This window comes from Streptomyces tsukubensis (assembly GCF_003932715.1).
GTDB classification, from domain to species: domain Bacteria; phylum Actinomycetota; class Actinomycetes; order Streptomycetales; family Streptomycetaceae; genus Streptomyces; species Streptomyces tsukubensis.
Map to the genome: position 1 here is coordinate 1381006 of NZ_CP020700.1, position 13171 is coordinate 1394176.

12 protein-coding genes are annotated in these 13171 nt (G+C 72.6%); 1 reads left to right on the forward strand and 11 read right to left on the reverse strand.

The window, feature by feature from the left end; genetic code table 11:
- The 7 genes from B7R87_RS04705 to B7R87_RS04735 form a co-directional block, all read right to left on the reverse strand.
- On the reverse strand, positions 1-840 hold the full coding sequence (locus B7R87_RS04705; RefSeq protein WP_233168767.1) for an ABC transporter ATP-binding protein: 840 nt from the start codon (positions 838-840) through the stop codon (positions 1-3).
- On the reverse strand, positions 837-1712 hold the full coding sequence (locus B7R87_RS04710; protein ID WP_006350230.1) for an ATP-binding cassette domain-containing protein: 876 nt from the start codon (positions 1710-1712) through the stop codon (positions 837-839). Before B7R87_RS04710 ends, B7R87_RS04705 begins: the two co-directional genes overlap by 4 nt.
- Positions 1709-2614 (reverse strand): ABC transporter permease, encoded by a 906-nt coding sequence (locus B7R87_RS04715; RefSeq protein ID WP_130585311.1) that lies wholly within the window; start codon positions 2612-2614, stop codon positions 1709-1711. Before B7R87_RS04715 ends, B7R87_RS04710 begins: the two co-directional genes overlap by 4 nt.
- Positions 2611-3576, reverse strand: a complete 966-nt coding sequence (locus B7R87_RS04720) for an ABC transporter permease (protein ID WP_006350228.1) — start codon at positions 3574-3576, stop codon at positions 2611-2613. Before B7R87_RS04720 ends, B7R87_RS04715 begins: the two co-directional genes overlap by 4 nt.
- 7 nt (positions 3577-3583) lie before the next feature.
- Positions 3584-5101: an ABC transporter substrate-binding protein gene (locus B7R87_RS04725; protein ID WP_006350227.1), complete on the reverse strand. Its 1518-nt coding sequence runs from the start codon at positions 5099-5101 to the stop codon at positions 3584-3586.
- Positions 5102-5147: 46 nt separating this feature from the next.
- Positions 5148-5888 carry a DUF1684 domain-containing protein gene (locus B7R87_RS04730; protein WP_006350226.1) on the reverse strand — a complete coding sequence of 247 codons (741 nt, stop codon included), beginning with the start codon at positions 5886-5888 and terminating at the stop codon, positions 5148-5150.
- Positions 5889-6220: 332 nt separating this feature from the next.
- A complete protein-coding gene (locus tag B7R87_RS04735; RefSeq protein WP_006350225.1) occupies positions 6221-7165 on the reverse strand; it encodes a LysR family transcriptional regulator in 945 nt (314 codons plus the stop codon).
- Between the two features lie 439 nt (positions 7166-7604).
- On the opposite strand from B7R87_RS04735, the gene B7R87_RS04740 reads away from it, so the two are divergent.
- Positions 7605-8669 (forward strand): SLAC1 family transporter, encoded by a 1065-nt coding sequence (locus tag B7R87_RS04740; protein WP_233168768.1) that lies wholly within the window; start codon positions 7605-7607, stop codon positions 8667-8669.
- Here the strand turns inward: B7R87_RS04740 and B7R87_RS04745 are convergent.
- The 4 genes from B7R87_RS04745 to B7R87_RS04760 all read right to left on the reverse strand — a co-directional run bounded on the left by B7R87_RS04745 (position 8581) and on the right by B7R87_RS04760 (position 12982).
- Positions 8581-9297, reverse strand: coding sequence for a helical backbone metal receptor (locus B7R87_RS04745; protein ID WP_006350223.1), 717 nt, complete (start codon positions 9295-9297; stop codon positions 8581-8583). The two genes, B7R87_RS04740 and B7R87_RS04745, sit on opposite strands and share 89 nt — an antisense overlap.
- 5 nt (positions 9298-9302) lie before the next feature.
- Positions 9303-9893, reverse strand: coding sequence for a helix-turn-helix domain-containing protein (locus B7R87_RS04750; protein WP_006350222.1), 591 nt, complete (start codon positions 9891-9893; stop codon positions 9303-9305).
- Between the two features lie 136 nt (positions 9894-10029).
- On the reverse strand, positions 10030-11838 hold the full coding sequence (locus B7R87_RS04755; protein ID WP_006350221.1) for an ABC transporter permease/substrate binding protein: 1809 nt from the start codon (positions 11836-11838) through the stop codon (positions 10030-10032).
- The gene (locus B7R87_RS04760; protein WP_040916777.1) at positions 11831-12982 is read right to left on the reverse strand and encodes a quaternary amine ABC transporter ATP-binding protein; all 1152 of its coding nucleotides are present in this window, start codon (positions 12980-12982) and stop codon (positions 11831-11833) included. The genes B7R87_RS04755 and B7R87_RS04760 overlap by 8 nt, the downstream gene beginning before the upstream one ends.
- Positions 12983-13171 lie beyond the last annotated feature (189 nt).

A 13171-nucleotide genomic window follows, 5' to 3' on the forward strand; every position in this document is an offset into this window, starting at 1 on the left:
CTACCCGCCGGGCAGGGACCGGGCCAGCGAGGGCACGCTCGCGACCAGCCGGGCCGTGTACGGGTGCTCCGGGGCGCCCAGCACAGCCCCGGTCGGCCCGCTCTCCACCACCCGGCCGCCTTCCAGTACCGCCGTACGGTCGCAGAGCGACGCCACCACCGACAGATCGTGGGAGACCATCACCAGCGCAAGACCGCGCTCCTCGCGCAGCTGGTGCAGCAGGTCCACGACCTTGACCCGGGTCGTGACGTCGAGCGCGCTGACCGGTTCGTCGGCCAGCAGCACCCGCGGATCGCAGACCGTCGCCCGGGCGATCGCGATCCGCTGCCGCTGCCCGCCGGAGAACTCGTGCGGATAGCGCCCGGCCGCCTCCGGGGGCAGCCCGACGGCGGTGAGCGCGGCGGCCACGCGGGGCACGGCCGCGCGCCGGTCCGCCAGCCCGAGGGAGCGCAGCGGCTCCGCGACCGTGTCGCCCACCCGGCGGCGCGGGTCGAGGGAGGCATAGGGATCCTGGAAGACGCACTGCACCGCGGAGCGGAAGCGCCGCAGCTGCGCCCGGTCGCGCGGCCGCAGTTCCTCGCCCTCGAAGCGGACCGCCCCCGAGGTGGGCCTGGCGAGTCCGAGGAGCAGTCTCAGCAGGGTCGTCTTGCCGGTGCCGGACTCTCCGACGACGGCCAGGCTCTCACCGGGGCGGACCGCGAGGGAGACCCTGTCGAGCACGGGGCGGCCGTGGGACCGGGACGACCGGTAGCTGTACGAGACCTGGTCGGCCGCCAGCAGGGCGGCGGGCGCGGCCGGTTCCCCGGCGCCGGCAGCAGCCTGCGTTTCCGTCCCCTTCACCGTGCGGCCTTCCGTCGTTCCAGTGCGTCTTCCAGCGTGCGGGCGCTGTCCACGAGTGCCGCGGTGTACGGGTCGCGGGGCGCGCCGACGACATCCCGTACGCTGCCCTCCTCCACCGCGCGTCCGTCCTTCATCACAACCACCCGGTCGGCGATCCCCGCGACCACCGCCAGATCGTGGCTGATGAACAGGAGCGACATGTTCCGTTCCTGGACGAGGGTGTCGAGCAGGCCCAGCAGTTCGGCCTGGACGGTGACGTCGAGTGCGGTGGTCGGTTCGTCGGCGATCAGTAGCCGGGGCGCGCAGGCCAGCGCCATGGCGAGGGCGACGCGCTGCCGCTGGCCGCCGGAGATCTCGTGCGGCCGGGCCCGGGCGATGCGCTCCGGGTCGGGGAGCCTCACCTGCTCCAGCGCCCCGGTCACCGCGCTCCGCAGCGCGGCGCCCTTGAGCCCCTGGTGGCGGGCGAGTGGTCCGGCGATCTGACGGCCGACGCGCATCAGCGGGTCGAGCGCGGTGAGGGGCTCCTGGAACACGATCGCCGCGTCCCGTCCCCGTACCTTCACCAGACGCTTCTCCGGGGCGCCCACGATCTCGGTCCCGGCGAGCCGGATACTGCCTTCGGCGGTGAGTCCGCCGGGCAGCAGGCCGAGTGCGGCGAGGGAGGTCAGGGACTTGCCGGAGCCGGATTCGCCGATGAGACCGAGGCGTTCGCCGGGGCCGATGGCGAAGGAGAGCCCGTCGACGAGTGCCTGCCCGGTCCGGGTGCGGACGGTCAGCTCCCGGACGGCGAGGAGTTCGCCGGTGTCCGTATCCGCCGGGGGTGTCTTCCCGGTGCTCGTGGCTGTTGCCGGACGCGGGTCGGGGATGCTCATGCCTGCCTTCCGCGGGCCGTCGGGTCGAGGGTGTCCCGCAGCCCGTCGGCGACGAGGTTGACACCGATGACGAGGACGACGAGGAGGATGCCGGGCGCGAGGGCGCCCGCGGGGGCGGTGGTGAAGGTGGCCTGCGCCTCCAGCAGCATCCGCCCCCAGGAGGCGTTGGGCGGGGGCGCGCCGAGGCCGAGGTAGGAGAGTCCGGCTTCGGCGAGGACCGCGAGCCCGAACTGCAGGGCGAGGTTGACCACGAGGGTCGGCCAGATATTGGGCAGGACGTGCCCGGCGACGATCCGCGGCCAGCTGGTGCCCGAGGTCCGGGAGGCGGTGATGTAGTCCTGGGAGAGGACGCGTTTGGCCAGGATCCGGACGAGACGGGCGACGACCGCGCTCTGGGCGATCCCGATGGCGATGATCGCGGAGCCGAGGCTGCCGGAGCGGGCGGCGACGATCAGCATGGCGAGCAGCAGGGTCGGGAAGGCGATGAGGAGGTCGAGCACCGCGGAGACGGTGTCGTCGAACCAGCCCTGGGCGAAGGCGGCCAGCAGACCGAGCGCGGTGCCCAGGGAGGCGGCGATCAGGACGGAGCCGAGGCCGGCCTGGACGGCGATCGTCGCCCCGTTCATGACCTGCGTGAGCAGATCGCGGCCGAGTTTGTCGGTGCCGAGGAGATGCTCGCCGCCGGGCGCGGCGAGCCGCCCGCCGGAGGTGTCGTCGGTGGCGTACGGCAGCCAGAAGACGGCGACCAGGGCGAGCAGTCCGACGGCTCCGGCGAGGACGCAGCCGGTGACGAGGGTGAGGGAGCGGCGCGGCCGGCCTTCGGCCGCCGCCGGGGCCACCGCCGGGGCCGCGGCAGTCGCGGCGGTCTCGGCGGTCTCGGCGGTCTCGGCGTTCGCGTTCATCGGGGGCCTCCCGCGAGTCCGCCCCGCAGGCGGGGGTCGACGATGCGCTGGACGACGTCGGCGGCGAAGCCGATCAGCAGGACGGCGAGCGTGGACACGAACAGCACCCCCTGGATGACGGGGTAGTCGTGCTGGCTGATGCCGGTGGTGAGCTGGGAGCCGAGTCCGGGCAGGGCGAAGACGGATTCCACGACCACCGCGCCGAGCAGGGTGGAGGCGAGTTCGATGCCGAGGACCGAGATGACGGGGACGGAGGCGTTGCGCAGCCCGTGCCGCCACATGGCGCCCCGGAAGGTGCCGCCGAGGGCCCGCGCGGTGCGCAGGTAGTCGCTGCCGAGGACATCGAGGGCGGCGGAGCGCACGTACCGGATGAGGGAGGCGCTCATGACCAGGGCAACGGTGATCACCGGCAGGGCGAGGGAGCGTACGGCTTCGGCGGGGTCGGCCCAGCCGTCGGGCGGGAAGCCGCCCGACGGGAACCAGCGGGCGTTCACGGCGAGCACGGCGACCAGGATCATGCCCAGCCAGAACACCGGGACGGCGATGCCGAGCTGGGAGACCCCGCTGAGCAGGGAGCCGTACCAGGTGTGCCGCCGGTGGGCGGCGACGAAGCCCGCGGGTACGGCGACGAGGACGGCCAGCAGGAAGGCGGCGGCGGTCAGCGGAAGGGTCACCTGGAGCCGGGTGGCGATCTCGGGTCCGACGGGCAGCGAACTGACGAAGGAGGTGCCGAAATCGCCCCGGAGCAGCTGTCCGGTCCAGTGGGTGAACTGCTCGGGCAGCGGCCGGTCCGAGCCGATCGCCGCGCGGGCGGCGGCGATCTGCTCGTCGGTGGCGCCGACGGCGGTCAGCGCGTTGGCCGGATCGCCGGGGAGCATCCGCAGCAGGATGAAGAGCACCACGGTCGCCAGCCCCAGCGAGAGCAGGAGCAGGGCGGACCGCCGCAGCAGATAGCGGGCCATCGGGGCGTCAGCTCTTCTTGATGCCGAAGGCGTGGAACTGCGAGTTCAGCCCGTTGAGGGGGTAGCCGGAGACCCGGCTGCTCGCCACCACGATCTGCGGGTAGAGGTAGAGCCACTCGCTGGCCGCCTCCTGGGCGGTGGTGCGGTTGACCTTCTTCAGCAGCTCGGTCTGCTCCGCCGGGGTGCTGGACCGCTCGGCCTCGTCGACCCACCGGGTGACCTGCGGGTTGTTGTAGCCCCAGTAGAAGTCGGGGTTGCCGTACCAGACCAGGTCGCGGTCGTTGACGTGCTCCTGGAGCGTGGCGTCGAAGTCCTTGTTCTTGTAGACCTTGGTGTACCACTCGTCCGGGGTGATGGTGTTGATCTTCACCTTGATGCCGACGTCGGCGAGCTGGGCGGCGATGAAGGTGGCGGCGGTGGGGTGCGGGTCGTAGGACGGGGTCTGGAGGGTGAAGGTGAACCCGTCGGCGTAACCCGCCTCCGCAAGCAGCTTCTTGGCGAGCGCCGGATCGTACGGGTCGGTGGAGGTGAGGTCCTCGTACCAGGGGTCGGTGGGCGGCACCATGGAGCCGATGAGCTTGCCGTGGCCGCCCCAGACGGATTCCAGCAGCTTCTTGTCGTCGACTGCGGCGGCGACGGCCCGCCGGACCTTGACGTCGGTGAAGGGCTTGGCCTTGTCGTTGAAGGCGAGCAGCAGCTTGGTGGTCGAATTGCCCTCGGTGACCTTATAGGCCGGATTGTTCTTGAACCGGTCGAGGGCGTCGGGCGACTGCTGGCTGGTGACCAGGTCGACACCATTGCTGAGCAGGGCGTTGTTCAGCGCGGCGGCGTCCTTGAAGTAGCGGAAGACGACCTTCTTGCTGGCGGCGGCGGTGCCCCAGTAGCCGGTGGCGCGGTCGAGTCCGAGGCTGGAGCCGCGGGTCCACTTGCCGAGCCGGAAGGGTCCGGTGCCGTCCGCCGTGGCCCGGAGGTCACCGGCGGCGGAGTTGACGATCCACACATAGCTCAGGTTGTAGACGAACGAGATCGACTTCTGGGAGAGCGTGACGCGGACGGTCTTCGGGTCGGGCGCCTCGACCGTCTTGATGACGGACAGGTTCTTCTTCCGCGCGGACTGGGAGGCCGGGGCGATCACCCGCTCCAGGCTGTACTTGACGTCGGCGCTGGTGAGCTTCTTGCCGCTGTGGAAGGTGACGCCGTCGCGGAGGGTGAAGGTGTAGGTGAGACCGTCCGGGCTCACCTGGTGGGCGGCGGCGAGCAGCGGTTCGGCCTTCCCGGTGTCGGTGAGCCGGAACAGGCCTTCGTAGACATTGCCGTGGAGGGCTTCGGTGACGCCCTGGCCGCCGCCTCCGGTGTTGTCGAGGTTCTGCGGTTCGTAGAGGGAGCCGATGGAGACGGTGGCGCCGGGGTCGTGCTTCCCGGATGCGGTGCCACCGGCCGGGGTGCCGCCGCAGGCGGTGAGGGTGAGGGCCAGGACGGCGGCGGTGGCGGCGGGCAGGGCGTAGCGGACGCTTCGGGTGTTCATGAGGAGGCTGCGCTTTCGTGCGAGGTGGTGGAAGCGGAGGCGGGGATCAGTGCGCTGCGGTCGCGCCGCCGCGGCTGACGACACGCTTCTCACCGGCCGTGACGGGCAGGTGGAGGCGGTTCTGCCACGGCGGCATCGGACAGTTGTACTGATCGGAGAATCCGCAGGGCGGCACGAACGCCCGGTTGAAGTCGAGGCGTACGGAGTCCTCGCCGGTGCGGGTGACGAAGAGGAAGCGCCCGGCGCCGTAGGTTCCGTCGTCGCCTTCGGCGCCGTTGGTGGGGTCGCCGAAGACCAGCAGCAGGGTGCCGTCGTCGTCGAAGGCGCTCAGGGTGTAGTCGCGGCCGTCGAGGGTGAGGGTGATATCGCCGGGGACGGCGAGGTCGCGGGTGCCGCCGTTGTCCCGGATGTGTTCGAAGGAGACCTTCCGGGCGCCGGGGACGGGGGTGTACGTGGCGTCGATGACCCAGTCGGGGTCGTACGGGAAGACCTCGGTGCGCTCGTAGGCGAGCAGCGCGGGGGCGTCGGCGGCCCAGAAGCGGAGTCCGTGTTCGGGGGCGCCGGTGACGAGGTCGGTCCGTTCGACGGTGGTGACGGTCACGCCCTCGGGTGCGGCGGTACGGGCCGCGGCGAGGTCGGGCCGCTCCCCGGCCGGGAGCCACCGGGTCTCCACAAGGGCGAGGTTGCCGGTGGCGGCGGTGACGGACCGCCGCCGCCCGGCGCACCAGGCCTCCCACTCCGCCACGGGGTCGCTGGCCGGAGGGACGGGGGCGGCGGGGTGGGACACGGCGGCACTCGCTCACTTGGTACGGAGAGACGGGAACGGACAACGGACATACAGACGTATATACGCATCGCCGGGCAGGCGGCCATACGGACATACGGATGCTCGGGGGTGCCTTCCGCGCATTCGTCACAGGGCGCGACGTTCAACCCAAAGCCTGATCTTTATCTTCCATAAGGTGAACTAATGTCAAGTACAACCAGATGGTGAGACGCGGTCGCGGACGGACCGAAGGTGGGACGTTTACCCAGGCCAGGGTGGCGTTTCAGGGGGCCGGGCGGCAAAATCCGTACCGCTGAAGGCGGTTGACGGGCCGCCGAGGGTTCATGGGGTTGTCACACAGGAGGGCGAGGGGCGGTGGTGAGGCCCAGGAGCTCCCGGGCCGCTCCGGCGGGCTTCTGCGAGCGGCGCCAGACCGCCCGGAGGGACCGCCGCAGGACGACGTCCGCCACCGGGACCGCCACCAGCCGCCGCGCGGTCAGCTCCTCCGTCACGGCCAGTTCGCTGAGCACGGCGGGGCCCGCGCCGCTGACCGCCGAGGCCTTCACCGCCGTGGTGGAGGCGAGTTCGAGCAGGGGCGCGCAGAGCCCGCCGTGTCCGGCGAGGGCCGCGTCCAGGACCTGCCGGGTGCCGGAGCCGGGTTCGCGCAGCACCAGGGGTGCGGCGGCGAGTTCGGCCGGGGACAGGGGGGTACGGCGCCGGGCCCAGGGATGGCCCGGCGCGGCGACCACCAGCAGCCGGTCCTCGGCGACGGTCACCCCGTCGAGCCCGGCCGGGATCCGCAGCCCCTCGACGAAACCGAGGTCCGCCCCGCCCGCGCCGAGCCGTTCGGCAACCGCGGCCGAGTTCCCGGCGAACAGGGAGACGGCCGTTCCCGGGCAGCGGGACCGCAGGGCGACCAGCCAGCCCGGGAGGAGGTACTCGGCGATCGTCATCGACGCGGCGATCCGCAGCCGGGAGTCCCGGCGGGACCGCAGCGCCTGGGCCCCGGCGTCGAACTCCTCCGCCGCCTCCACGACCCGGCGCGCCCAGTCGGTGACCAGCACCCCGGCCGGGGTGAGCCGGGATCCCGTCGGCGACCGGTCCACGAGGGCCACGCCGAGCAGCGTCTCCATCGACCGGAGGCGGCCGCTCGCCGCGGGCTGGCTGATACCGAGTTCGCGGGCGGCCCGGCCCAGACTGCCGTGCCGGGCGACGGCGAGCAGCAGTTCGAGGGCGCCCAGATCGGGCACCCGGTGCGCCAGCGGCACCCACCCCGCACTCCCGGCGGCCTCGGTCATAGGTCCAGCTTATGGGGTCATCGGCGGAAGACCCCTGGCGGGGCGGCTGACCTGCGGCAACAGTGGCTCCATGGCCACCGCCGCCCGCCACTCCCCCGCCTCCCGGACGACAACCCCGCGCTCCGGGCCGGCCGGGACATCCGATTCCCCCGCCCGGGACTCCGCCTCCGGAGTCGTGTCCGGAACGCCCCGGGGCTCCGGACCCGGCCGCCCTCCCGGCCCCTCCGGCCCCACCGGGTCTCCTGCGAGCGCCGGAACAGCGGACCCGGCCCCCGGCCGTGGAAAACGCCGCCGCCCCGGAAGAGCCCGCGGCCGGACCCCCGGGGACGGGCACCCCACCGCGGCCGCCCCAGGTGCGGAACCCGGCCCGGTCGCCGGACCCGTTTCCGTACCGCTGCCGCCCCTGCGGCACTTCGGGCCGCAGTGGTACGCCGCCGTCATGGGCACCGCGAGCGTCGCCGGCGCCGGTACGGCTCTGGGCGCGGACGGGCCCCATCCGGCCGCCCGGCCCCTCCTGGCGGCCGTCTGGGCACTCGCCGCACTGCTGCTCGTCGCCGTCTGGGCGGCCCGGGCGGGCCACTGGCGGCACCATCGCGACCAGGCCCGCGCCCACCTCCTCGACCCTGTCGTCGCCCCCTTCTACGGCTGCGCGGCGATGGCTCCGCTCGCCGTCGGCATGGGGGCGCTCGGTCCCGGCCGGGACGTCATCGGCGAGCGGGCCGCGGTCCCGGTCGCCGCCGGGCTGTTCGCCCTCGGGTGCGCCCTGGCGCTCACGGCCGCCGCCGTCGTGCCGTATCTGCTGATCGTCCGGCACCGCACTCCGCCGGGCAGCGCCTCCCCGGTCTGGCTGCTGCCGCTGGTCGCCCCCATGGTGGCGGCGGCCTTCGCCCCGCTGCTGGCCGTGGAACTGCCGCCCGGGGACGGCCGCCGGACGCTGCTGGTGGCGAGCCTCGGCCTGGCCGGCGCGAGTGCGCTGGCGACCCTGGTGGTGCTGCCCGCGGTGGTGGCCCGGCTGATCCACCACGGTCCGCTGCCGCTCGCGCTCACACCGTCGCTGTTCCTGTTCCTCGGGCCGCTCGGCCAGTCGGCGACCGCGGCGGGGCATCTGGCGGACGCGCTGCCGGGACGGCCGTACGCGGATGTCCTGACGGTGCTGTACGGCGTGCCCGTGACGGGCTTCGCGCTGCTGTGGCTGGTGATCGCCGGGGCGCTGGTGCTCCGGGCCGTCCGCCGGGGCCTGCCGTTCACCCTGGGCTGGTGGGCCTTCACCTTCCCGGTCGGCACCTGTGTCACCGGCGCCGCCGGACTCGCCCATCGGACGGGCCTGGGCGCCCTGTCCGCCGTGGCGGTGGCGCTGTACGGGCTGCTGGTGACCGCGTGGGCGGTGGCCGGAGCGCGGACCGTACGCGGCCTGCTCAGCGGATCGCTGCTCGCAGGGCCGCCCCCAGTACCCGGGGCGCCGTCACCAGCGACGGCCCGTACCAGGTCAGACTCCGCCCGCTGACGAGCGCGGCGGGCAGCCCGGGAAAGGACTCGGGACCGTCGTCGGCGGTGAAGCGGTACGGCTCGTCCGGCAGCACCACCAGTCCGGCGCCGCGGGACCGCGCATCGTCGGGCGTCACCCGCGGGTAGCGGTCGGGGTGGCCGGCGCAGACGTTCCGGACGCCCAGCCGGGCCAGTAGATCCCCGGCGAAGGTGTCCCGTCCGAGGACCATCCACGGTCGGCGCCACACCGGAACCACCGCATCGGGCAGCTCGTGGGGGACCACTGCCGCCCAGGCCCGTTCGGCCTCGTCCAGCCAGCGGGGCCGGGCGGCACCGCAGCCGTCGACCAGCACCCGGTGCAGTTCCCGCAGCCCCTGCTCCAGCCCGCGGACCTCGGTGACCAGCACCGCGAGCCCCGCCGTACGCAGCAGGTCCAGATCCCGGGCGCGGTTCTCCTCCTCGTTGGCGACGACCAGATCGGGCCGCAGCCCCATGACGGCGTCCAGGTCGGGGTTCTTCGTCCCGCCGATCCGGACGACGTCGAGACCGGCGGGGTGGGTGCACCAGTCGGTCGCCCCGACCAGCAGCCCGGGGGCGGTGACCGCGATCGCCTCCGTGAGCGAAGGGACGAGGGAGACCACCCGCACCGGACTCAGCCCTCGGGGGACGGAGGAGTCTCGATATGGTCGGCGACGGTCACCACGACCACCCGGGTCTCCGGGCCGCCGGAGCGCCAGCGGTGCCGTACCCCACCCGACAGGAACAGCGTGTCACCACGGCCCAGCCGGTAGGCCCGGCCCTCGGCCTCGACCTCCACCGAACCGTCCGCGACGTACATCAGCTCGTCGTTGCGGTGCTGGAACTCGCCCTCGGTGTCGTGCTCCCCGCTGAACTCCAGCGCTTCGAGCTGATGGCGGCCGTGCACCAGCCGGCGCGTGCCCGCAGCCCCGGCGCCGTCGTTCGCCTCGGAGCGGGAGACGGCGACCGTACGGGCCGCGTCGGAGGCGGCGATCAGCCGGTCCGCACTGGTCTCCAGGGCGTCCGCGAGCCGCTGGAGGGAACGGTGGCTGGGCCGCGCCCGGTCGTTCTCGATCTGACTGAGGAAGGGCACCGAGAGGCCGGAGCGCTCGGCGACCGAGGCCAGAGTCAGGTCGAGGGCCCGCCGCCGCCTGCGCACGGCGGTGCCCACCCGAAGACGCTCGGTCTCCTTCGGGTCCCTGCCGTCCTTGGCGTCAGCGTCCATGCGCCGGCCCCCTTCCTGCGTTCTGTACAACCTTACGCAGCTTCCCGCGCCGCTTCCTCCGCGATCAGGGCGAAATACGGACGGGGTGGCCCGGACACTGTCCGGAACCACCCCGTGCCGCCGGGTGCGGGAAGGGTCAGCCCGCCACCGGGACCGCCTTGTCCTCGAAGCCCGGATTGTCCTTGAGCCAGTTGCGGACGGCCTGCTGCTCCTTGCCCTTGCCGGTCCGCTGGATCTCCGCCTCCAGATCGGTGAGCTGCTTCTCGGTCATCCGGAAGTCCTTCAGCCACTTCCCGGCCTCGGGGTGATCGGCGGTGAAGCCCTTGCGGGCCAGGGTGTGCACCCCGTCACCGGTGCCCCAGGCGCCCCGGGGGTCCTTCAGCTTCTTCAGGTCGTAGGTGCTGTAGGCCCAGTGCGGGGACCAGAGGGTGACCACGACCGGTTCCTTCTTCGCGTACGCCCGCTTCAGCTCGGCGAGCATGCCGGGCGTGGAGCCGTCGACGACCCGGTACTCGCCGTCGAGACCGTACTCGTCGAGGACCTTCTCCTTCAGCAGGCCCATCATCCCGGCGCTCGGCTCGATGCCGATGATCCGGCCCTTGAAGGTCCCGCCCTTCCCCTTGAGATCGTCGAGGGAGTCGATGCCCTTGACGTACGAGGGGACCGCCAGCTCCAGCGAGGTCGGCCCGTACCAGGCGCCGAGGTCCTCCAGCCGGTCGCCGTACTTCTTCCAGTACGAGGCATGGGTCACCGGCAGCCAGGAGTCGGTCTGGAAGTCGATCTGCCCGTTCGCGAGCCCCGTGTAGAGGGCGCCGGTCTCCAGCTGACCGGCCTCGACCTCGAAGCCGCGCCGCTCCAGCAGTTCCTTCCAGAGGTAGGTGGAGGCCACGGCCTCGTCCCACGGGATGTAGCCCATCGTCAGCTTCTTGCCCTTGCCGACGTTCGCGGCGCCCGTGACGGTGTTCGTGCCGGTGCCGGAGCCGCCGAAGACGTTCATACCGCCCGCGACCAGCGCCAGGACGACCACACCGACCAGCGCGACGGCCGGCTGGGGCCGGTGGTTCCACAGGGTCGGGCCGCCCGCCAGCGACCGGGCCCGGGCGATCGCCCGGCGGCCCAGCGGGGAGACCTGGCGGCCCAGCTGACCGGTGATCCGGTCGAGGTACATGGCGAGGATGACGATGGACACGCCCGCCTCGAAACCGAGGCCGATGTCGATATTGCCGATGGCGCTGTAGACCTCGCCGCCCAGACCGCCGCCGCCGACCATGCCCGCGATGACGACCATGGACAGGCCCAGCATGATGACCTGGTTGACCCCGGCCATGATCGTCGGCAGCGCCAGCGGCAGCTGGACCCGGAACAGGGTGTCGCGGGGCGTGGTGCCGAACGCCTCGGCGGCCTCGACCAGCTCCCCGTCGACCTGGCGGATGCCGAGTTCGGTCATCCGTACGCCGGGCGGCAGGGCGAACACGATGGTGGCGATGATCCCCGGGACCACGCCGACACCGAAGAAGATGATGCCGGGAATGAGATAGACCATCGCCGGCATGGTCTGCATGAAGTCGAGTACGGGCCGGACGACGGCGCTGACCCGGTCCGAACGGGACGCCCAGACACCGAGCGGTACGGCGATCGCCAGGGTGACGATCGTGGCGACGAGCACCAGCGCGAGCGTCGACATCGCCTCGTCCCAGAGGGCGACCGAGTCGATCAGGGCGAACCCGGCGAAGGCGAGGGCTCCGGCGAGCAGTCCGCGCAGCCACCAGGCGAGCACGGCCAGGATTCCGGCGAAGAGCAGCGGCTCGGGCGCCGACAGGAGCGCGTCGAGACCGTCGTACATTCCGGTGACGACCGTGCTGATGGCGTCGAACAGCCAGGTGAGATGGGTTTGGAGCCAGTCGACGGCGCTGTCGATCCACTCTCCGAGGGGCAGTCTAGGCATGGGTCACCGCCCCGGCGGCCGTGGTTCCGGCCCCGTCGGCGGCTCCGTCGGCCGCAGGGGGCCCGTCCGGTTCGGGTTTCATCGGCTCGCCCAGTACGGCCAGCAGCCTCGCCCTCGGTACGACACCGATCAGTTCGCCCCGCTCGCAGGTGACGGCCACGGCCACCCCGCTGCGCGAGCACGGGGTGAACAGCTCGGTGATCGGGGTGTCCGCGCGGACGACGGCGGGCGCCGCGCCGAGCACCTCGGCGGCGGACCGCAGTTCCGTGCCCTCGTCGGTCCGGGTGCCGTAGGCGCTCTCCGGATCGGCCATGATCGCGCCCGCGGTCAGCACCCGGGTCCGGTCGACGTCCTGGGTGAAGGAGGCGACGTAGTCGTCGGCCGGGGTGATGAGGATGTCCTCGGCCGTGCCCTGCTGGACGACTCTGCCGTCGCGCATCACCGCGATCCGGTCACCGAGACGCATCGCCTCGTTGAGGTCGTGGGTGATGAAGACGATGGTCTTCTTCAGGGTCTTCTGGAGTTCGAGCAGCTGGTCCTGCATATCGCGGCGGATCAGCGGGTCCAGTGCGCTGAAGGACTCGTCCATCAGCAGCAGGTCGGCGTCGGTGGCCAGCGCCCGGGCCAGGCCCACGCGCTGCTGCATCCCGCCGGACAGCTCGTCGGGCCAGGAGTCCTCCCAGCCCGCGAGACCGGCCAGGGCCAGTGCCTCCCGGGCCCGTTCCTCCCGTTCGGCACGGTCGACGCCCTGCACTTCGAGCCCGTACGCGGCGTTCTCCGCCACGCTGCGATGGGGGAAGAGCGCGAAGTGCTGGAAGACCATGCTGATCCGGCGGGAGCGGACGGACCGCAGCTCCCGGCGGTTCAGCGCGGTCAGGTCGCGGCCGTCGAACAGTACGCGACCGGCGGTGGGTTCGAGCAGTCCGTTGAGCATCCGCAGGAGGGTCGACTTGCCGGAGCCCGAAAGGCCCATGACCACGAAGATCTGCCCCGGGTCGACGGTGAAGGAGGCGTCGATGACCGCCGCCGTCGCGCCGTCGGCACGGAGCTCGTCGCGGGTCGCGCCGCTTTCGAGCCGCCGCACCGCCTCGTCGGATCGTCTGCCGAACACCTTGTACAGATGCTCCGCCTGGAGCCTGGACACATACACCTCGCGTGTCGTACCGGAACGGTCCGCCGCCCCCATCCGGGCGGACCGTGGAGCCTGGCGGGATCGGCCCGCCGCCGCCGTTCGCTCCCGGCCTTCCGGCCGGAAGCCGCCGGTTCGGCTCCGGCGGCGCGCCTGCCCCCGGCCTGTAGCGCCAAACGCAACAGTGATTCACATCACGCAACA

Coding starts and splice junctions, on each gene's coding strand:
- B7R87_RS04710 (WP_006350230.1), bottom strand. CDS start 1,712: ATGAGCATCCCCGACCCGCGTCCGGCAACAGCCACGAGCACCGGGAAG.
- B7R87_RS04715 (WP_130585311.1), bottom strand. CDS start 2,614: ATGAACGCGAACGCCGAGACCGCCGAGACCGCCGAGACCGCCGCGACT.
- B7R87_RS04720 (WP_006350228.1), bottom strand. CDS start 3,576: ATGGCCCGCTATCTGCTGCGGCGGTCCGCCCTGCTCCTGCTCTCGCTG.
- B7R87_RS04725 (WP_006350227.1), bottom strand. CDS start 5,101: ATGAACACCCGAAGCGTCCGCTACGCCCTGCCCGCCGCCACCGCCGCC.
- B7R87_RS04735 (WP_006350225.1), bottom strand. CDS start 7,165: ATGACCGAGGCCGCCGGGAGTGCGGGGTGGGTGCCGCTGGCGCACCGG.
- B7R87_RS04740 (WP_233168768.1), top strand. CDS start 7,605: ATGGGCACCGCGAGCGTCGCCGGCGCCGGTACGGCTCTGGGCGCGGAC.
- B7R87_RS04750 (WP_006350222.1), bottom strand. CDS start 9,893: ATGGACGCTGACGCCAAGGACGGCAGGGACCCGAAGGAGACCGAGCGT.
- B7R87_RS04755 (WP_006350221.1), bottom strand. CDS start 11,838: ATGCCTAGACTGCCCCTCGGAGAGTGGATCGACAGCGCCGTCGACTGG.